The 18,864-nt window shown below is 36.2% G+C and carries 16 protein-coding genes and 1 riboswitch; of the genes, 11 read left to right on the top strand and 5 right to left on the bottom strand.

Translation table 11 applies throughout. From position 1 onward, the window contains the following. The first annotated feature begins 3 nt into the window (after positions 1 to 3). From gcvPA to AC4BB2_RS10910, 6 genes are all read left to right on the top strand, one after another. Entirely contained in the window at positions 4 to 1,320 is a 1,317-nt protein-coding gene (gcvPA, locus tag AC4BB2_RS10935; protein ID WP_490472964.1) for an aminomethyl-transferring glycine dehydrogenase subunit GcvPA, read from the top strand. Then, a complete protein-coding gene (gene gcvPB / locus AC4BB2_RS10930; RefSeq protein ID WP_490472963.1) occupies positions 1,317 to 2,756 on the top strand; it encodes an aminomethyl-transferring glycine dehydrogenase subunit GcvPB in 1,440 nt (479 codons plus the stop codon). Before gcvPA ends, gcvPB begins: the two co-directional genes overlap by 4 nt. A gap of 17 nt (positions 2,757 to 2,773) precedes the next feature. Continuing rightward, positions 2,774 to 4,156, top strand: coding sequence for a dihydrolipoyl dehydrogenase (gene lpdA / locus AC4BB2_RS10925; RefSeq protein WP_490472962.1), 1,383 nt, complete (start codon positions 2,774 to 2,776; stop codon positions 4,154 to 4,156). 152 nt (positions 4,157 to 4,308) lie between these two features. Next, positions 4,309 to 5,496 (top strand): M20 metallopeptidase family protein, encoded by a 1,188-nt coding sequence (locus tag AC4BB2_RS10920; protein WP_490472961.1) that lies wholly within the window; start codon positions 4,309 to 4,311, stop codon positions 5,494 to 5,496. A 46-nt stretch (positions 5,497 to 5,542) separates the two neighbouring features. Next, complete coding sequence (locus AC4BB2_RS10915) at positions 5,543 to 7,207, top strand: formate--tetrahydrofolate ligase (protein WP_490472960.1); 1,665 nt, start codon at positions 5,543 to 5,545, stop codon at positions 7,205 to 7,207. Between the two features lie 162 nt (positions 7,208 to 7,369). Next, complete coding sequence (locus AC4BB2_RS10910; protein ID WP_490472959.1) at positions 7,370 to 8,002, top strand: hypothetical protein; 633 nt, start codon at positions 7,370 to 7,372, stop codon at positions 8,000 to 8,002. Positions 8,003 to 8,045: 43 nt separating this feature from the next. Here the strand turns inward: AC4BB2_RS10910 and AC4BB2_RS10905 are convergent, their stop codons facing one another. After that, complete coding sequence (locus AC4BB2_RS10905; RefSeq protein ID WP_490472958.1) at positions 8,046 to 9,155, bottom strand: ABC transporter ATP-binding protein; 1,110 nt, start codon at positions 9,153 to 9,155, stop codon at positions 8,046 to 8,048. Positions 9,156 to 9,341: 186 nt separating this feature from the next. Between AC4BB2_RS10905 and mgsA the strand changes: the two genes are divergently transcribed. Both mgsA and AC4BB2_RS10895 read left to right on the top strand, forming a co-directional pair. Beyond that, complete coding sequence (mgsA, locus tag AC4BB2_RS10900; protein ID WP_490472957.1) at positions 9,342 to 9,764, top strand: methylglyoxal synthase; 423 nt, start codon at positions 9,342 to 9,344, stop codon at positions 9,762 to 9,764. Between the two features lie 73 nt (positions 9,765 to 9,837). Then, positions 9,838 to 9,936: riboswitch (THF riboswitch) on the top strand. Positions 9,937 to 10,101: 165 nt separating this feature from the next. Further along, a complete protein-coding gene (locus AC4BB2_RS10895; protein WP_490472956.1) occupies positions 10,102 to 10,638 on the top strand; it encodes a folate family ECF transporter S component in 537 nt (178 codons plus the stop codon). A gap of 54 nt (positions 10,639 to 10,692) precedes the next feature. On the opposite strand, the gene AC4BB2_RS10890 is transcribed toward AC4BB2_RS10895, so the two are convergent. Together AC4BB2_RS10890 and AC4BB2_RS10885 are read right to left on the bottom strand one after the other, a co-directional pair. Continuing rightward, on the bottom strand, positions 10,693 to 12,456 hold the full coding sequence (locus AC4BB2_RS10890; RefSeq protein ID WP_490472955.1) for an ABC transporter ATP-binding protein: 1,764 nt from the start codon (positions 12,454 to 12,456) through the stop codon (positions 10,693 to 10,695). Between the two features lie 2 nt (positions 12,457 to 12,458). Beyond that, the gene (locus AC4BB2_RS10885) at positions 12,459 to 14,177 is read right to left on the bottom strand and encodes an ABC transporter ATP-binding protein (RefSeq protein WP_490472954.1); all 1,719 of its coding nucleotides are present in this window, start codon (positions 14,175 to 14,177) and stop codon (positions 12,459 to 12,461) included. 252 nt (positions 14,178 to 14,429) lie between these two features. On the opposite strand from AC4BB2_RS10885, the gene AC4BB2_RS10880 reads away from it, so the two are divergent. The 3 genes from AC4BB2_RS10880 to AC4BB2_RS10870 all read left to right on the top strand — a co-directional run bounded on the left by AC4BB2_RS10880 (position 14,430) and on the right by AC4BB2_RS10870 (position 17,400). Next, positions 14,430 to 15,275 carry a putative ABC transporter permease gene (locus AC4BB2_RS10880; RefSeq protein ID WP_490472953.1) on the top strand — a complete coding sequence of 282 codons (846 nt, stop codon included), beginning with the start codon at positions 14,430 to 14,432 and terminating at the stop codon, positions 15,273 to 15,275. Between the two features lie 225 nt (positions 15,276 to 15,500). Beyond that, a complete protein-coding gene (locus AC4BB2_RS10875) occupies positions 15,501 to 16,652 on the top strand; it encodes a 3D domain-containing protein (protein ID WP_490472952.1) in 1,152 nt (383 codons plus the stop codon). A gap of 178 nt (positions 16,653 to 16,830) precedes the next feature. Beyond that, on the top strand, positions 16,831 to 17,400 hold the full coding sequence (locus tag AC4BB2_RS10870; RefSeq protein ID WP_490472951.1) for a GNAT family N-acetyltransferase: 570 nt from the start codon (positions 16,831 to 16,833) through the stop codon (positions 17,398 to 17,400). 24 nt (positions 17,401 to 17,424) lie between these two features. On the opposite strand, the gene AC4BB2_RS10865 is transcribed toward AC4BB2_RS10870, so the two are convergent. Then, positions 17,425 to 17,940 (bottom strand): LURP-one-related/scramblase family protein, encoded by a 516-nt coding sequence (locus AC4BB2_RS10865; RefSeq protein ID WP_490472950.1) that lies wholly within the window; start codon positions 17,938 to 17,940, stop codon positions 17,425 to 17,427. A gap of 42 nt (positions 17,941 to 17,982) precedes the next feature. Continuing rightward, complete coding sequence (locus AC4BB2_RS10860) at positions 17,983 to 18,852, bottom strand: Cof-type HAD-IIB family hydrolase (protein WP_490472949.1); 870 nt, start codon at positions 18,850 to 18,852, stop codon at positions 17,983 to 17,985. Positions 18,853 to 18,864 lie beyond the last annotated feature (12 nt).

Here is an 18,864-nt window from a genome sequence, read left to right as displayed (position 1 = left end):
TGAATGGGTAATTATCTTGGGTCTACAGAACAACAACAACAAGACATGCTAAACACAATTGGCTTAAAAAATATGAGTGATCTCTACCAAGGTATTCCCAAAGAAATGTTGGTAGAAAAACTGGATATTCCAGATGGAAAATCAGAGTTTGAGGTTCGACGAATTTTAGAAAATATGGGAAAGAAAAACAAAGTATTTTCCTCTATTTTTCGTGGTGCCGGTGCCTACAATCATTACATTCCCGCTATTGTTAAACAAATTTCAGCAAAAGAAGAATTTATGACCTCGTATACACCTTACCAACCTGAAATCAGTCAAGGTTTGCTGCAGTCTATTTTTGAATATCAAACAATGATCTGTGAGATAACAGGAATGGATGCTACGAATGCTTCTGTTTATGACGGAGCAACAGCAGCTGCTGAAGCAATTAATATGTGTTTGGAGAAAAAACGCTTAAAAGTGCTTATTTCAGAGACAACAAATCCAATGACAATCGAAACAGCATTAACGTATTTCAGTTCTAGAGATATCGAATTTGTGATGATTCCAGAAAAAAATGGATTAACAGACTTGTCTGTCTTAAAAGAGAAGCTAGATGAAACAACTGCTTGTTTTATTGTTCAACAACCAAATTATTATGGTGGCATTGAAAACGTTGAAGCAATTGAAGAAATGGTTCATGAAGCAAAAGCTAAATTTATCATGAGTGTAAATCCTGTAGCCAGTACCGTACTTCAATCAGCTGGAGAAGTAAATGCTGATATTGCTGTTGGCGATTCACAACCCTTTGGTATACCACTAGCTTTCGGAGGTCCGTATATTGGTTTTATTGCAACAAAAGAAAAAATGATTCGTAAATTACCTGGACGTATCGCTGGAGAAACAGTGGATGAAGCAGATAATAGAGCATTTGTATTAACCTTACAGGCTAGAGAACAGCATATTCGTCGGGAAAAAGCGGCATCTAATATTTGTTCCAACCAAGCGCTATGTGCTTTAACAAACGCAGTGTATATGAGTACGATGGGTGCCAGAGGAATTCAAGAAGTGGCAGAACAATGTTACAGTAAAGCTCATTATCTAGAGGATCAATTGACTCAAATTGAAGGAATTAAGAGAAGTTCTGATAGCTCATTTTTCCATGAATTTTTACTGACATTTCCTGTAGCAAATGAAATCATATTAACTAAACTTGAAGAACATGATATTCTTGGCGGCTATCCTACAGATAAAGGAATCTTGTGGTGTGTAACTGAAATGAATACGAAAGAACAAATGGATGAAGTCGTGTTATTGGTGAAGGAGGCGTGTAATCAATGAAATTGATTTTTGAACGAAGTGTAGAAGGTTATTATAATGAAATGATTTCCCCTTGTGATGTGCCAGATGTCCCACTTCCAGATGAAATAAAGCGTAAAAAAGAGTTGCACTTACCATCACTGCCTCAACCAGAAATCAGCCGTCATTATACCGAATTAGCGAATGCAACTTTTGGCATCAATAACGGTTTTTACCCATTAGGTTCATGTACTATGAAATACAATCCCAAGATCAACGATGAAATGGCAGCTTATCCAGCTTTTGCTGCAATTCATCCATTACAGCCAGAAGATACTGTACAAGGCTCATTAGAAGTATTTACCACGACAGAAATGCTGTTAAAAGAAATTACTGGAATGAATGCTATTACTTTCCAACCCGCAGCAGGAGCACACGGTGAGTTTACTAGCTTGTTAATGATCAAAGCTTATCATGAAAGAAATGGTCAACCGCAGCGCAATAAAATCATTGTTCCTGATTCAGCTCACGGCACAAATCCAGCTAGTGTTGCAATGACTGGAATGATTACTGTTAACATTCCTTCCGATAAATATGGTTGTGTTGATATTGACGCGTTAAAAGAAGCTGTTGGTGAAGATACAGCAGGTTTAATGCTGACGAATCCTAATACAGCAGGTATTTTTGATAAGAATATCCTAGAAATTACGAAGATTGTTCATGATGCTGGCGGCTTGAACTATTATGATGGCGCAAACTTAAATGCCATTATGGGAGTTGCTCGTCCAGGAGATATGGGCTTTGATATTATTCATTTGAATTTGCATAAAACATTTTCAACTCCTCATGGCGGTGGCGGCCCAGGCTCAGGCGCTGTTGGTTGTAAAACAATCTTAAAACCATTTTTACCTAATTATTATCCAGTCATAGATGGAGAGAAAATTACTTTTACTAAACCAGAGCATTCTATTGGTATGGTGAAGGGATTCTATGGACAATTCTCAGTATTTTTACGAGCATTGACCTATATTTTATTTTTAGGATCAGAAGGTATCTCGTCCTCCTCTAAAGGTGCCGTATTAAATGCTAATTATATGCTGCATGAATTAAAAGATATCTTTGAAGTACCATACGGTGATACATGTATGCATGAATTTGTTATGAGCTTAGATAAATTGAAAAAGGAAACAGGCGTCACAGCTTTAGACGTAGCCAAAGGAATTTTGGATCATAAAATGTATCCACCAACGATGTATTTCCCATTAACTGTGCCAGAAGCACTAATGGTGGAACCACCTGAGACGGAATCAAAAGAACGAATGGATGATGCGATTGCCGTTTATCGTAAACTTTATGAGGATGCCCATAAAAAACCAGAAGTCTTTCATGAGTATCCACTGCATGCGCAAATTCACCGAGTGGATGAAGTCAGAGCTGCACGACATCCGATTGTCCGCTATGAGTTTAAGAGTGAGTGAGGGGAGGAGGCAGAAAAATGAGCTATGATTTAATCGTAATCGGTGCTGGTCCTGGCGGTTATGTAGCAGCGATTAAAGCTGCCCAGCTTGGAATGAAAGTCGCACTTGTTGAAGGTGATCGTGTTGGTGGAACTTGTTTAAATCGAGGCTGTGTTCCAACTAAATCATTGTTGCATTCTGCCAAAAGCATCCGTGAGATAAAGAATGCCAGTGCATATGGTATCCATGTCAGTGACATTCAGATAAATATGGAAGAAACCTATGAAAAGAAAAACGAAGTAGTCGATAAACTAGTTCAAGGAATCCAAAACTTAGTCAAAGCAAACAAAATTCAGCTGATCTTTGGTAAAGCTAAAATCATCAAATCTGGTTTAGTTAAAATAGCTGATACAACATACGAAACAGAAAAAATAATAATTGCGACAGGTTCAAAACCAGTAATTCCGCCAATTCCTGGTAGTGATTTAGCCGGTGTGTTGACAAGCAATGAGTTATTGGCACATCCGAATAACTATAAAAAGCTGACAATTATCGGTGGGGGTGTTATCGGCGTAGAGTTTGCGACGATTTTTAATGATTTTGGCTGTGAAGTTACAATTATTGAAACAGCAGATAATTTACTACCAAATTTTGACAGTGAGATTTCTAAAAAGATAGCAATGGTCTTAAAAAAACAAGGGATTAAGATAGTTACAAAGTCAATTGTTACCAACATCTCCAATGATCCGCTGATGACATGCAGCTATACTACTAAAGGAAAAGAAGAGGCTGTAACAAGCGATGCAATCTTGATTGCAACAGGAAGAAAAGCAAATGTTGAAGGACTCTTTGCTGCGGATTTAGAGATAAAAATGGAAAAACAAAGCATCTGGGTAAATGAAAGCTTTGAAACATCCATTAAAGGGATTTATGCCATTGGAGATGTAGCTAGCCGTGGGGTTCAATTAGCTCATTTAGCTTCTGCTCAAGGAGTGAATGCTGTTTTGGCAATGAACCAACAATCACCAGAATATAACTTAGAGATCATTCCGTCCTGTGTTTATACAACACCAGAAATTGCGGCTGTTGGACTGACGGAAGTGGAGGCAAAAGATAGAGATATTTCCGTAATCGTTGGTAAATACATGATGTCCGGTAATGGGAAAACAATGATTTCTGGTAATTCGTTAGGTTTCATTAAAGTAATAGCGGATGCTAAGACCAAAAAAATTATCGGTGCCCAATTGATGTGTGAACGGGCAACGGATATGATTAGTGAATTTACAACAGCAATCGTTCACGGTTTATCAATAAGTGAAGTATCAGCAATTGTTCATCCTCATCCAACCTATAATGAAGGTGTGGGAGAAGCCTATGAAAATCTTTTAGGTCATGGTATCCATACAATGCCTAAAAAATGATAGAAAGATGGAAAATAATGTGATATGTTTGGTACTATAATAGTGAAGATTCTGATTCGTTAGCTTTCTTTGTGGTGTTGGTTAGTGGGGAGAAGCACTCACAATTGATTGAGACAAATGAATCAAAGGGTAAACGAAAAGGAGACAAATAAATGCTTACTGAAAAACAAAAAATATTTGCTGACCATCTAGAAGAAGAACTGATTAAAATTAGAAGACATCTGCATCAAAATCCAGAAATTGGGATGGATTTACCAAATACGGTAGCGTTTGTAAAAGAGAAATTAACACAATACGGTTATGAACCTCAAGATTGTGGTAAATCAGGGATTACCGTGCTTGCTGGGAAAAAAAGTGGAAAAACCTTTTTATTAAGAGGGGATATGGACGCTTTACCGATTCGAGAACTAACGGATCTATCATTTAAATCTGAAAATGGCTATATGCATGCATGTGGTCATGATATGCACACAACGATGTTGCTGGGTGCTGCTAAAATTTTAAAAGAATTTGAAGATGAATTAGAAGGACAAGTAAAGTTACTTTTCCAACCAGGTGAAGAAATTCTTTCAGGATCGAAAGACTGCATCAATAATCATGTATTGGAAAATCCAAAGGTAGATGCAGGAATGATGATCCATGTTTTCCCATTCGAAGGATTAAAAGCGGGGCAAATTATGCCAACACCAGAAGGCACGTTTATGGCCAGTGCGGATTGGTTTGAAATTAATATCAAAGGTCGGGGCGGACATGGTTCTCAACCAGAAACTGCTATTGATCCAATCAATGTAGCGGTTCATATTTATACAGCTTTACAAGAACTTTCTGCAAGAGAAATAGGTTCAGAAGAACGTTTTGTACTGACAATTGGAGAATTTATAGGAGGCACATCAGGAGCTTCAAATATTATTCCAGAAACAACAGTGATGAAAGGCACCTTGCGTACTTTGAAAGAAGAAGTTCGTGTAGAAGTGAAAAAACGTATGACAGAAATGGCAGAAAACATTGCCAAAGCTTTCAGAGCAGAAGCACAAGTTGTCTTTACAAATGGTTGTACAACTAATGTCAATGACCCAGAATTAACGAAATTTACTAAAGAATCGTTGACAGAAACATTTGGAGCCGATCGCATTGTCAGTATTCCTACCTCAACACCCTTGATGGGTAGTGAAGATTTTGGAGAAATCAGTCAGCTGATTCCAACAACCTCGGTTCTTTTAGTTGCGTCCGAAGAAAATATCAATCTCCATAATCCCGCAATTGTTTTTGATGAGTTAGTCTTAGTTGAAGGGGCAAAAGTTTACGCAGATACGGCAATGTCGTGGTTGAAAAAAGACTAAAATCTATTCTTAAATGAAAAAATTAAAATGAAACGGAGGGGAAATAATGGTTAAAACGGATATTGAAATCGCTCAAGAAGCAACGATGCTGCCTATCAAAAAAGTAGCAGAAAAAATCGGTTTGACTGAAGAGGAATTTGAATTATATGGAAAATATAAAGCAAAAATCGAAGTCAACAAAATCAAAGACAATAAAAAAGGTAAAGTCATTCTGGTCACCGCCATTACACCAACACCTGCTGGAGAAGGAAAAACAACAACAGTCGTAGGTTTAGGAGATGCCCTTAACCGGATTGGAAAAGATACGATTATTGCTTTAAGAGAACCTTCTTTAGGACCTGTATTTGGTATAAAAGGCGGCGCTGCTGGTGGTGGATATGCACAAGTGGTTCCGATGGAAGATATCAATTTACATTTTACAGGTGATTTTCATGCAATCGGTGCAGCGAATAACTTGTTGGCAGCAATTATTGATAATCATATATTTCAAGGCAATGAGTTAGGCATTGATAATCGTCGGATTACTTGGAAACGAGCAGTCGATATGAATGATCGTCAATTAAGACATATTGTTGATGGCTTAGGGGCTCGTGTCAACGGTGTACCTAGAGAAGATGGTTTTGAAATTACTGTTGCATCGGAAATCATGGCGATTTTATGTTTATCTAATGACATTGAAGACTTAAAAAAGAATTTAGGTAATATCATTATTGGTTATACGTATGAGAATGAACCAGTAACGGCTAGAGAATTTAATGCACAAGGAGCGATGACGGCTTTATTAAAAGAAGCAATCAAACCTAATTTAGTCCAAACCTTAGAAAATAATCCAGCACTGATTCATGGAGGACCATTTGCAAATATCGCTCATGGCTGTAATAGTGTCATCGCAACAAATACAGCTAGAAAATTAGCAGATTATGTAGTGACAGAAGGTGGTTTTGGCGCAGATCTAGGTGCAGAAAAATTCATCGATATCAAATGTCGGAAATCAGGTATTCGTCCTTCAGCAGTGGTAGTTGTAGCAACTGTCAGAGCATTGAAGATGCATGGTGGAGTAGCAAAAGACCAACTTGGTATTGAGAATGTTGAAGCTTTGACCAAAGGATTACCCAACTTATTAAAACATATTGAAAATACAACAACCGTTTTTGGTATGCCAACAGTTGTTGCAATCAATAAATTTCCAACAGATACAGATGCCGAACTTGAACTTGTAAAAGCAGAATGCCAAAAACGTAATGTCAATGTCGTTCTTTCTGATGTTTGGGAACATGGCGGTGCTGGTGGTGAAGAATTAGCAAGAGAAGTTGTTCGTTTGTCAGAGGAGGAAAATCATTTCTCATTTGCCTATCCAGACGAATACTCAATCAAAGAAAAAATCAGTGCAGTTGTAGAAAAAGTCTATGGCGGAAATGGTGTTCGGTACGAGCCCATTGCAGATAGAGAAATCGCTAAATTGGAAAAATTAGGTTTTGGCAATTTACCTATATGTATGGCGAAAACGCAATATTCATTTTCAGATGATCAGACAAAATTAGGTAGACCAACAGACTTTACGATAACTATTAGTAATATCAAAATATCTGCCGGAGCAGGATTTATTGTTGCCTACACAGGAACAGTAATGACAATGCCGGGCTTACCGAAAAAGGCAGCATATGAAAAAATCGATGTAGATTCTGACGGGAAAATTGTCGGTCTGTTCTAAAATAAAATAAATCCCTCAAATGATTGAATGAAACAGATCATTTGAGGGATTTTTACTGTATAAATTTCTAAATAAAAAACAGCATCTATGTGTCTTGACACCTAGATGTTTTTCTCGTAAAATAAACAACGTCAGATATGTCAAGACACATCGGAGGAGAATATGAAAAAGAATTCAGTTAGACATTTAACGATTGCGGCTTTATTGGTGGCAATGGGGATCATTATTCCCATGGTTATGCCAAGAATTACGATAGGACCGGCTTCGTTTACTTTAGCTAGTCACGTACCGCTTTTTTTAGCAATGTTTTTTTCACCAGGGGTAGCTGTGGCCGTTAGTTTAGGTACGGGATTTGGTTTTTTTCTTTCAGCAACACCGATCATTGCCTTAAGAGCACTTTCGCATGTATTGTTTGCGGTGATTGGAGCTTTTTATTTACAGAACCATCCGACGATTGTTTTAACTAAAAATAAATTTGTTTTGTTTAATGGTCGTTTTCAATTATTTAATTTAGTAATTGGCATAATACATTCTGTAGCAGAATTAGCTGTGGTAAGTGTTTTTTATACAATGGGGAATATGCCAGAAACTTATTATTCACAAGGATATATATATTCGATCTTTCTCTTGATGGGAGTTGGAGGACTGCTTCATAGTTTGATTGATTATAATATTGCTTATTTTGTGGCAAATGCATTGAGTAAACAGTTTGATATTCCAGTATTTAGTCAGGCTAAGAAAATGGAAAAAGTAAAAGTGGATATTCTTCCACAAGAAAATAAACCAGTTATATAAAAAGCTGAGCAGTGAGATTAGACACTGCTCAGCTTTTTATTAATTAAGGTAACTTGATAACTTGTTCTGTTTCAGGATCAAAGAAATGAGCTTTACTGATATTAAAAGCTAAATCAACCATTTCCTCTGGTTTATGGAAATCACGAGCATCAACTTTTGAAATAAATTCTGTGTCTCCTAACTTTGTATAAAGCATCGTTTCAGCACCTAAAAGTTCAGAAACAACCACTTCGGAACGAACAACGGCATCATTCATTGTATCTAGAGCCACTTGTTCACTGTGAATATCTTCAGGCCGGATACCAAAAATTACGGATTTTCCTTCATAACCTTTTTCAACTAATAACTTGTTTTTTCCTTCTGGAATCATTAATTCTAAGCCATGTCCGTCACTTATCACACCGTTGTTCAATGTTACGTTAAAGAAGTTCATTGCAGGTGAGCCGATGAAACCTGCGACAAAGACATTATTGGGTGTATTGTAGACTTCTTTTGGTGAACCAATTTGTTGAATAAAGCCGTCTTTCATGATGACGATTCGATCTGCCATCGTCATAGCTTCAGTTTGATCATGTGTTACGTAGATAGTTGTTGTTTCTAAACGACGATGTAATTTAGCGATTTCAGCACGCATGGCTACCCGCAATTTTGCATCTAAGTTAGATAAAGGTTCATCCATCAAAAATACTTTTGCATCACGAACGATTGCTCGACCTAAAGCTACACGTTGACGTTGACCACCAGATAAGGCGGCTGGTTTGCGTTTTAAGTATTCAGTTAGACCTAAAATTTCTGCGGCATTTTCCACACGTTGTTTGATTTCAGCTTTGTCATATTTACGAAGTTTCAGACCAAAAGCCATATTATCAAAAACAGTCATGTGAGGATATAAAGCATAGTTTTGGAAAACCATGGCGATATCACGATCTTTTGGTGCAACATCATTCATTACTTTATCACCAATAGATAACTCACCTTCTGAGATATCTTCTAAACCTGCGATCATACGTAATGTTGTCGATTTACCACAACCAGACGGTCCTACAAAGACAATAAACTCACGGTCTGCAATTTCTAAGTTGAAATCTGTTACAGAATAGTTTTCTGCATTATCATATTTTTTATAGACATGTTTTAACGCCATTTCTACCATCGTCGTCACTCTTTTCTTTTTTATTATATTCTGAGTATAAATGAAAGCGCTATATAAACTCAACGGAAGATTGCACAAGAAAAAAATCATTTTTTCGTCAAAGTGACAAAGATCGAATCTTACATGTTACTTATTCGTTAAGGACTTTGTTATAATGAGGAAAAGAACTGAATTGAGGGATAAAGGATGAAAATTGCAATGATTGCCCATGATCGAAAAAAAGAATTGATGGTCAAGTTAGCGTTAGCGTATCAACCTATTTTAAAAGAACACGAATTATTTGCTACAGGAACGACAGGTTTAAAAATTTCAGAAGCTACAGGTCTATCCGTTCACCGTTTTAAATCTGGCCCTTTAGGCGGTGATCAGCAAATAGGCGCGATGATTTCAGAAGATAAACTGGATATGGTGATTTTTTTACGAGATCCATTAGCGGCACAACCTCATGAACCAGATGTTACAGCATTGATTCGCTTAAGTGATGTTTATGAAATTCCTTTAGCGACAAATATTGGAACAGCTGAAATTTTATTAAGAGGATTACAGGCAGGTTTTGCGGATTTTAGAAATGTGGTTCATGAATTAGACAATAAACCCTTGTCTTTCTAATCTTTTTTCAGCAAAGTTTGTTGCGGCAAGAGAAGGAATATGCTATATTGCACTTAGGCTTACGCCTAAATAAAACAGAGTAGGAAATAAAGCGTTAAGTGCTGAAAGGATGGGATGTTGCCTTTCGGACGAAGGATATATAAGAACATTGATCTAGCTGCATGAAGCAGCCTTTGAGGAAAATAGATAATCTTCACATGGAACAAAAAACGTTCCATATTCAGATTCCTAATTATCTAAAAGGCTAGATACTTCATTCCGCTTTTCTTGTATCCGCGGTTTTGTTTTCGCATTCGCTGCATATTTTGTGTAGCAACTCTTAGAGGAGATGCTAGAAATGAAGAAAAAGAGACTTGATACTCGAACCATTACGCTAATGAGTTTACTGATTGCGTTAATGGTGGTTTTTACACGATTTATTTCGTTTGAAACCCAATTTTTAAGAATTAGTTTTACCTTTATTCCAGAATCATTGATGGCGATTCTTTTTGGTCCATTCTGGACAGGAATTGGTAGTGCAGTAGCTGATACAGTGGGGATGCTGCTGTTTCCTAAAGGACCCTATTTTCCTGGTTTCACCTTAAATGCCTTTATTTCTGGGGCGATATATGGTTTCTTCTATTATAAAAAGGAATTAACTTGGAAACGAGTAATCTTGGCTACTTTATCGGTTACGTTGATTATTCATATGTTCTTAACGCCGTTATGGCTGGGATTGATGTATGGAGTTAATATATCAAATCTTGCTTGGTGGGCGCCTAGAATCATCAAGAATATTATCTTTTTCCCAATCCAAGTAGTTGCAACATATTACTTAGGAAATAAAGTACCTTATAAGCAATTTTTAAATAAATCACTAACCAATTTTAAATAAAAAAAACCTCAAACTATCCTACATCCCAAGGAAGTTTGAGGTTTTTTATTCAACTTACAATTGATTTTTAAATTGTGCTTCATATAATGCATGATAGTAACCATCTTTTTTATTGATTAATTCATCATGACTACCGATTTCTACAACGGATCCTTGTTCCATTACTAAAATTTTATCTGCATTTTTAATGGTAGAAAGGCGATGAGCAATCACAAAACTTGTCCGTCCCTTCATCATTTGCAAAAAGGCATCCTGAATGTTTTTTTCGGTCAAGGTGTCAACAGAACTTGTGGCCTCATCTAAGATCAGCATGGGTGGATTACTAATCATTGTTCTAGCGATTGTCATCAGTTGTCGTTGGCCTTCTGAAATTTTAATTCCACTGGCACCAATCAGAGTATCTAAGCCTTTAGGCAAACGCGTGACAAAATCAAAAATATACGCTTTTTTCATTGCGTGTTCTATTTCTTCCTCTGTCGCTTCCGAATTTCCATAAGTTAAATTAGCACGAATCGTACTATCAAATAACCAAGTATCTTGTAAAACCATTCCAAAACTCTTTCGTAAGCTGTCTCTTGTGACGTGAGTGATTTTATGACCATCGATTGAAATCTGACCGCTATCCACTTCATAAAAACGCATCAATAAATTAACTAAGGTTGATTTACCAGCTCCTGTTTTACCGACGATTGCGATTGTTTCACCAGGTGATGCTGTTAAATTAAAATCTTGGATCAATGGTTTTGAAGGAATATATGAAAAATCAACATGGTCAAAAATAACTTCTCCAGTGACATCACTTAAAACAAATGCATGTTTACCATCAGGTTTTTCTTCTGGCTGATTGATGATTTCAAAGGTACGATCTAATCCAGCCAAAGCTGTTTGAATTTGAGTAGTGATTCCAGATAATTCAATAAATGGTTTAGAAAATTGACTAGAGTAGATAGTAAAACTTGAGATTACACCAATCGTGATTGCTTGATTCCCGCTTAACAATAACAATCCTCCTACAAGACCAATAGACAAATAGCTCAAATGGTCAATAAAACGAGAAAGTGGATTGGTTAATGAAGACGAAAACTGAGCTTTTTGCCCTTTGACATACAAGTGTTGGTTCAATGTTTCAAAACGTTGTTGAGAAACATTTTCTTGCTGGAACGCTTTGACGATTTTTTGATTTCCTACCATTTCAGAAACAAAACCAGAAATTTCTCCTACGATTTTTTGTTGTGCGGCAAAATTTTTCTGAGACGATTTAGCTACTAACCAATTGACTAGAAAAATGATTGGTGTAGCAACCAAAACAACAGCTGTTAGTAGGGGACTCAGTTTTAACATAAAGAAGAAAGCAATAATCACAACCGATAACCCAGAAAATAATTGGTTAAAAATGGCTGAACTGGCAACTGAAATATTGTCCATATCGTTGGTAAAACGACTGACGATGTTACCGTGAGAGTTTTGATCGTAGTAATTCAATGTCAGTCGATTCAAATGAGCAAAAGCATCTTTTCTCAGTTGGGCGACAGAAAGATAAGAAACACGATTTCCTAATCGCTGAATCAACCATTGACTGATAACGGTGATGACTAAAATACTAGCTAAGGTGCTAAGTAATTGTAAGAGAATCATAAAATCAACATTACCCTTAGAGATCATTGTGTCCACCGATTTTCCCATATAATACGTCATCAAAACCGTTGTTAGACCACTGACGATACCAAGAATAATTGCTGCTATCATTTCTTTGGGATAACGGAGTAAATAAGGCATGAAACGATTAAATGAATTGCTTGCAGTTTTTTTCGTCTCCATAATTAATTTTCCTCCTCTTGTGAAGCAACAATTTCTTGATACGCTGTAGAATGACGTAATAAATCTTCGTGGGTACCTAAACCAACTTGTTTCCCACTAGCTAAAACTAAAATTTGATCAGCTTGTTGAATTGAGCTGATTCGTTGAGAAATCAAAATCAATGTAGTTTCTTTTAAATCATGCTGTAATGCCGTTCGTAAGTTTAAATCTGTTTGATAATCTAATGCACTTAATGAGTCATCTAAAATTAGCACGTCTGGTCTATGAATTAAGGCACGAGCAATGGTTAATCGTTGTTTTTGGCCACCGGAAAAATTCTTACCACCTTCATAGACTTGTGTGTCTAAACCATCGCTTAAATTTTCAACGAACTCTTTACATTGAGCGGTTTCCAAAGCTTGCCAACATTCTTTATCGGTTGCTTTCTCCTTGCCCCATTGGAGATTTTCTCGAATCGTACCGCTAAATAAAACCGCTGTTTGAGGTGTAATAGCAATTTTTTTGCGTAGTTTATCTATAGACCAGTCTCGGACATTAATTCCGTCAACGAAGATATTTCCTTCACTTGTATCATAAAATCGAGGAATCAATTGCGTTAATGTACTTTTTCCACTACCAGTAGGTCCAGTAATACCAAGAACAGAGTTTTTCGGTATCGTTAATGAAATATCACTCAAAGCTAGCCCAGCTGTTGGCTGGTAACGAAATGAGACCTGATCGAATACAATTTCTTTTGTTTGATTGTCACTAGAAGTTACATTTCCGTCAGATTGAATGCTAGGGGAAACCGATAATACTTCGCTGACTCTAGAAGCTGAGGCAGATGCACGGGTAAAAATAATCACTAAATTTGAAACAACAATCAGAGCTAAGAGCATTTGATTCATATAATTAATTAACGCCAAGACTTCACCTTGCTGTAATCCGCCAATCTCTACTTTGACACCACCAAGATAAAGTAGTGCTAAAATACCAAGATTCATTACTAAGGTTGTAGCAGGAGTGAGTAAAGCTGAAATATTTGAGACACGGATATAAATACTAGAAAGGTCATCGGTTACTTCATTAACATGTTTTTCTTCTGTTTGCTTTCTAGCAAACGCCCGAATAACCCGAACACCGCTTAGATTTTGACTGATTTGTCGATTGAGCAAATCTAGCTTTTCCTGAACTTTCTTATATAAAGGTACAGTTGTTTTTATAATGAAATAAAGAATAAGGCAAAAAATCGGCAACATCAGCAGAAAAATCAGTCCCATTTGTACATTGATATAAAAAGCCATGATAACTGAACCGATACTTAAGAATGGTGCACGAATCACGAGACGGATCAACATTGCCAAAGCTAACTGCAATTGATTAATATCATTAGTCATACGTGTGATTAATGTATCTGTTCCAAAACTGTTTAATTCAGCATGAGAAAGCTGATTGATTTTTTTCATCAGTTGATTTCTCAGCTCTGTTCCAAATCCTTGTGATGCAATTGATGAATAATATTGGCAAATCAACACACAAATCAGTCCGATGACTGACATCAAGAACATCCAACCAGCCATTTGTAAAACATATCCAGGATCATTATTTCGAATCCCTTGATCGACTAAACGGGCCATAAATAATGGCAAAACTAGTTCAAAACAAGCTTCTAAAAATTTAAAAAAAGGCCCGAGAATAATTTGTTTCCGATAATTTTTCGCATATTTAAGTAAAGCGATCATAGTGTCCTCCTTGATTATAAAGCTGAACGAATTTGTTCAGTCTTGACTGTAAATAAGAAAAGTTGAGGCCGGAACTTGTAGCCGCAATCAGTTTTTTTCGGAAAAAGTAGCATCTGGAGATAAATATTATTTTAACTAGCTTAAGTTTTCTCTTCTATTGTATATCAATCTTTCCAGAGAAGAAAGTTGCTCGCATGAATGCATGGTATTTGTTACAATAAATAGTAGATGCTGTTTAGAAGGAGAAAATCTATGAATGAACTAATCAAATTTGTTTTATTATTTTTTATTTACTCGTTTATCGGTTGGCTATGGGAAACTGTTTATTGTTCAGTGAAAGCAGGCAAATTTGTGTACCGAGGTTTTTTAGTGGGACCGTATTGTCCAATTTATGGTTTCGGTATTTTAGGTGTATTGTATTTTTTAGAACCGCTTAGACAAAATATTGTCCTCTTATATTTATTATCCACGATTATGGTAACAGTTTTAGAGTACATCACCAGTTATGGATTAGAGAAGCTATTCCACGCTTCTTGGTGGGACTATAAAGAGGTGCCTTTAAATATCAATGGTCGCGTCGCTTTACCTGTATCATTATTTTGGGGCATCGGTTGTGTGCTGATTGTACGTGTGATTCATCCTCAAGTGATGCTCTTTGAGACCTTTTTATCTGAGAAATTTGGCATTAGTCTACCTATTATTTTAGTGGTACTTATTACCAGTGACTTGCTCTACACAATAGCCAATATGCAGTCATTCAAAAAAGTAACCGCACAAATCAGTACAGCAGTGGAAGAACGGAAACAAGAGTTATCTACTACATTAAATACAAAACGCAATGAACTAGTAGCAAATATTACGGAGCTAAAAGAGTCTGTATCGGAAGAAATCAATGAAGGGAAACTGGCAAAAATTGTTGAAAAAACACCTTGGTTGGAAGAGCTTAAAGATACCCAAACAATTAAAAAAATAGTTAGCCATATGAGCTTCAATCAAAAACGTTGGATACGTAATTATCCTCATTTAAAGCTGAAAAATGTGAAAAATCCAATGGAAGTCCAAGAAATCATCAATAAAAATCAAAAAAATGTTAAATAATGTATCCGAAGTATAACAGGTTATTTCTGTGTCTCATAAATTGGATAAACTCTTATTTATAAAGGATTTATTGAGCATTATAGCTATAAAAAGTGAGTGCTTTTCCTTAGGAATGTTACAGAAAAAAGGGTGTTTTCTCTAAAATGTAATAAATTGTAACGATATTGAAATAATATAACCCAGATAGATTAGTATAATAGGTGGAGTTGGATTTAGTTAGGAAAGGTGTTGGATTCAGTGAAAGTAAAAAAATTGATACCATTTTTAGCTGCTATCATGCTAGTAAATGTTGCTCTTCCAATTGGTGCTGCAGCAGAGTCATTAGACGAGCTGAAGGCAAAAGAAACACAAGCCGCACAAACAGAAGAATCACTTAGCAAAGATATCAATACAGCTTTGAATGATGTTAATGAAAAATACGCTGAAATTGAAAAACTTAAAGTAGATATTTCAAATGCTGAAGAAACAATCAAAAACTCTGAGGCTGAAATTACAGTGACAGAGCAAAGTATTGCACGCCGTAAAGAAGTCGTTGGAAATCGTATGAAAGATATCCAGCTAAGTGGGGAACAGCGTACATGGCAAGTATTATTAGATGCTGAAAGTGTATCAGATTTCTTTAATAAAGCGTATGCGATGACTATTCTACAAAATGCGGAAAAAGAAAAAATTGATAGACTATCTAAAGATAAAGAAAAATTGTCTGAACTTCAAGAAACTGTAAAAAATAAACAAGAAGAATTACAAACCAACGAATCTAAATTACAGGATGAAGCATCGGCAATGGATGAACAAGTTGTAACCTTAAAACAGCAATTATCTGATAATCAAGCTGCATTACAACAAATCGCCAGTAAGAAACAAACCGAAGAAAAACGCATTACAGATGAGAAGAAGGCGGCTGAAGCTAGAAAACAAGCTGAAGCAGAAGAAGCACAGAAAAAAACTTCTGCTACTGTCACGTCAAGCTCAAGCAGCAGTTCATCATCAAGTAGTGATTCAAGTAGTAGCTCAAGCAGTGAAGAACAGCCAATTATTACACCGCCATCACAGCCAGAAGAAGTACCAGGTACTGGCGGAGGTAATGGGAATGGTCAAGTACTTTATATGCAATCAACAGCTTATTCATGGAGAGAAGCAGGATCTGGATTCATTACTGCAACAGGAATTGATCTTCGTTCACAAAGTAATGTGATCGCAGTTGATCCAAGTGTGATTCCTTTAGGATCATTTGTTGAAGTAGAAGGATATGGATTTGCGGTTGCTGGGGATACTGGTGGCGCAATCAAAGGGAACATTATTGATGTGCATTTCCCAACTGTTGATCAATGTTTAGTCTGGGGTCGCAGAAACAATGTCAAAGTTACAATTCAATAAAAAGATGAAGACACTCATTTGAGTGTCTTTTTTGTTCTCAAAATTAATTTTCAAGCATTTTATTTTACAAATGTACATATAGCGATGTTTAATTATTAAAACAAAATAAAAAACAAGTATATGTAATGCGTTATGTTACAATAAATGATACACTCAATACAGAAAGTGAGGAATAACAATGATTCGTTTTGCAACAAAAGAAGACGGAGAGGCTATTGCTCCGTTAATTTTAGTTATATTAAAAGATATGGAATTGCCTCTATTAGAAATCATTCCAGAAGAAACGATTTTGGCAGTCTTAGCTGAAGCTGTATCAGATCCTACGTATCGTTATGGTTATCAACGAGGGTTGGTTTATGAACAAGATGGAGAAGTAGCTGGAATTGCTTTTGGTTATCCGGACGAAGATGAGACGCTAATTGATGAACCGCTAAAAAAAGTATTACGTAAATACAACTTGGATGAAGAAATCAGAATATTTACTGATCCAGAAACATTACCAGGTGAGTGGTACTTAGATTCAATCTCAGTTGATGAAAAGCATCGTGGATCAGGTATTGGTTCTAAATTATTAGATGCTTTACCACAAATCGCTAAAAGAGATGGCAAAGAGGTCATTGGGTTGAGCGTAGATAAAGGAAATCCTAACGCGAAAAAATTGTATAGTAGAAAAGGCTTTAAAGATGTAGCCGAAATGATGATTAGCGGACATTTATATGATCATATGCAGAAAAAAATCAGCGAATAGTAATCGCTGATTTTTTTAATAACTTTAGCTACTGCCCCAACCTATTATGGGTCTATTGTCTTGATTTTTTTTCTTGTTGTACAACCAATAATCTAACACCGCTGCAACACAAATACATACAGGAGCATCTTCATCATTTGTTACATCTAAACAAAAGTAATCTCCTGAAAAAAGAGTTGCTTTATTCATTTCCATAATTTTGCGATTGACTTGATAAATGGCATACTTGTGATTTCTTATGTCGCCTAAAACAGTCCAATGCATACCTTGGATATAATAAAAATCAGCGTTTAAATTTAAAATTTTTCTTAGTACACCAACTTTTTTGAATCCCTTATACAATTCAAATCTAGAACCAAAGGCGAAAGATGTTTGTTTAATACTAGCAACTAATTCGCCACCCATTGTATAAAGAGTAAGCGCGTCTCCACGTGTTCCCCAGCGACCAACAAGTAAGAAAAGAGACTTGCCCTCTTCATCTTTGACCAAGGTTCTTGTGACATTGCTTAATTGTTGTTCTTGAATAAAAAACTCAGACACAATCTCTCACCTCTTTTCAGTAGTGTTTAGTCGCTGACAGTACTATAAATCTTCTCTGATTGCTTTTAAAATAGCTTCTCCTACGCCATTCTCTAAATTGGTAGAAGTGACATATTTTGCATGATCTTTCACTTCTAATTCAGCATTTCCCATAGCAAAACTAACTCCAGCCCATTGCAGCATACTAACATCGTTAAAATTGTCACCGATTGTCATAACTTCTTCTTTAGATATCCCGCGATCTTTTGAGACATGTGCAACGGCGATTCCTTTTTGAGCGTTTTTATGATTGATTTCAATATTATTTTGGGCAGATGAAGTAACTGCTAAATCTGCTAATTGTCTGATTTTGGTACTTGCAGGAGCTAATACTTTTGCCCCATCCATGCTGAAACCAATGATTTTTAAAACTTCAATATCCTCTTGTTTAATAAGGGTACGCATATCCTCTATATAAGTAATATCCAATAAAGATAAATGAGCTGCCGCCATAGCAATAGCCACTTTATAGGTCAAATGAGGCATAGTTGTTGCGATATGTGAAGCGAAGTTTTCGATTCTTTTTTCTTGTTTTTCAGAATAAATCCCTTTATTAGTAGAAACTTCAAAATAAATATTATGAGCATCTAAAATATCCAAGATCTCTGATGTAGTTTTCTTTTCGATTCCTGCGGTAAAGAGTGAGTTACCTGCTTTGTCAAAAACTTTGGCGCCATTTAATGTAATCATCGCACATTCAATCCCAGCTTCTTCTAAAGCTGGTTTGGCTTCTGTGTACGCTCGTCCAGTAGCTACCATAAACTCAATACCAAGACGCTCAGCTTCTCTAATTGCAGAAGCGTTGTCTTTTGAAATACCCATTTTTGAATCTAATAGTGTACCGTCCATGTCTGAAGCAATCAATTTAATCATAAAATTTTCTAC

Source organism: Enterococcus sp. AAFC-DPL-5146 (assembly GCF_058216635.1).
Note: the sequence above shows the minus strand (reverse complement) of the source record. Positions and strands in the feature narration are given on the sequence as shown.

Bases quoted from the DNA above. Each gene is read 5' to 3' on its own strand.
- AC4BB2_RS10895 (WP_490472956.1), top strand. From the start codon at position 10,102: ATGAAGAAAAAGAGACTTGATACTCGAACCATTACGCTAATGAGTTTA.
- AC4BB2_RS10870 (WP_490472951.1), top strand. From the start codon at position 16,831: ATGATTCGTTTTGCAACAAAAGAAGACGGAGAGGCTATTGCTCCGTTA.
- AC4BB2_RS10885 (WP_490472954.1), bottom strand. From the start codon at position 14,177: ATGATCGCTTTACTTAAATATGCGAAAAATTATCGGAAACAAATTATT.
- gcvPA (WP_490472964.1), top strand. From the start codon at position 4: ATGGGTAATTATCTTGGGTCTACAGAACAACAACAACAAGACATGCTA.
- AC4BB2_RS10910 (WP_490472959.1), top strand. From the start codon at position 7,370: ATGAAAAAGAATTCAGTTAGACATTTAACGATTGCGGCTTTATTGGTG.
- AC4BB2_RS10860 (WP_490472949.1), bottom strand. From the start codon at position 18,852: ATGATTAAATTGATTGCTTCAGACATGGACGGTACACTATTAGATTCA.
- AC4BB2_RS10915 (WP_490472960.1), top strand. From the start codon at position 5,543: ATGGTTAAAACGGATATTGAAATCGCTCAAGAAGCAACGATGCTGCCT.
- AC4BB2_RS10905 (WP_490472958.1), bottom strand. From the start codon at position 9,155: ATGGTAGAAATGGCGTTAAAACATGTCTATAAAAAATATGATAATGCA.
- lpdA (WP_490472962.1), top strand. From the start codon at position 2,774: ATGAGCTATGATTTAATCGTAATCGGTGCTGGTCCTGGCGGTTATGTA.
- gcvPB (WP_490472963.1), top strand. From the start codon at position 1,317: ATGAAATTGATTTTTGAACGAAGTGTAGAAGGTTATTATAATGAAATG.
- AC4BB2_RS10890 (WP_490472955.1), bottom strand. From the start codon at position 12,456: ATGGAGACGAAAAAAACTGCAAGCAATTCATTTAATCGTTTCATGCCT.
- mgsA (WP_490472957.1), top strand. From the start codon at position 9,342: ATGAAAATTGCAATGATTGCCCATGATCGAAAAAAAGAATTGATGGTC.
- AC4BB2_RS10880 (WP_490472953.1), top strand. From the start codon at position 14,430: ATGAATGAACTAATCAAATTTGTTTTATTATTTTTTATTTACTCGTTT.
- AC4BB2_RS10920 (WP_490472961.1), top strand. From the start codon at position 4,309: ATGCTTACTGAAAAACAAAAAATATTTGCTGACCATCTAGAAGAAGAA.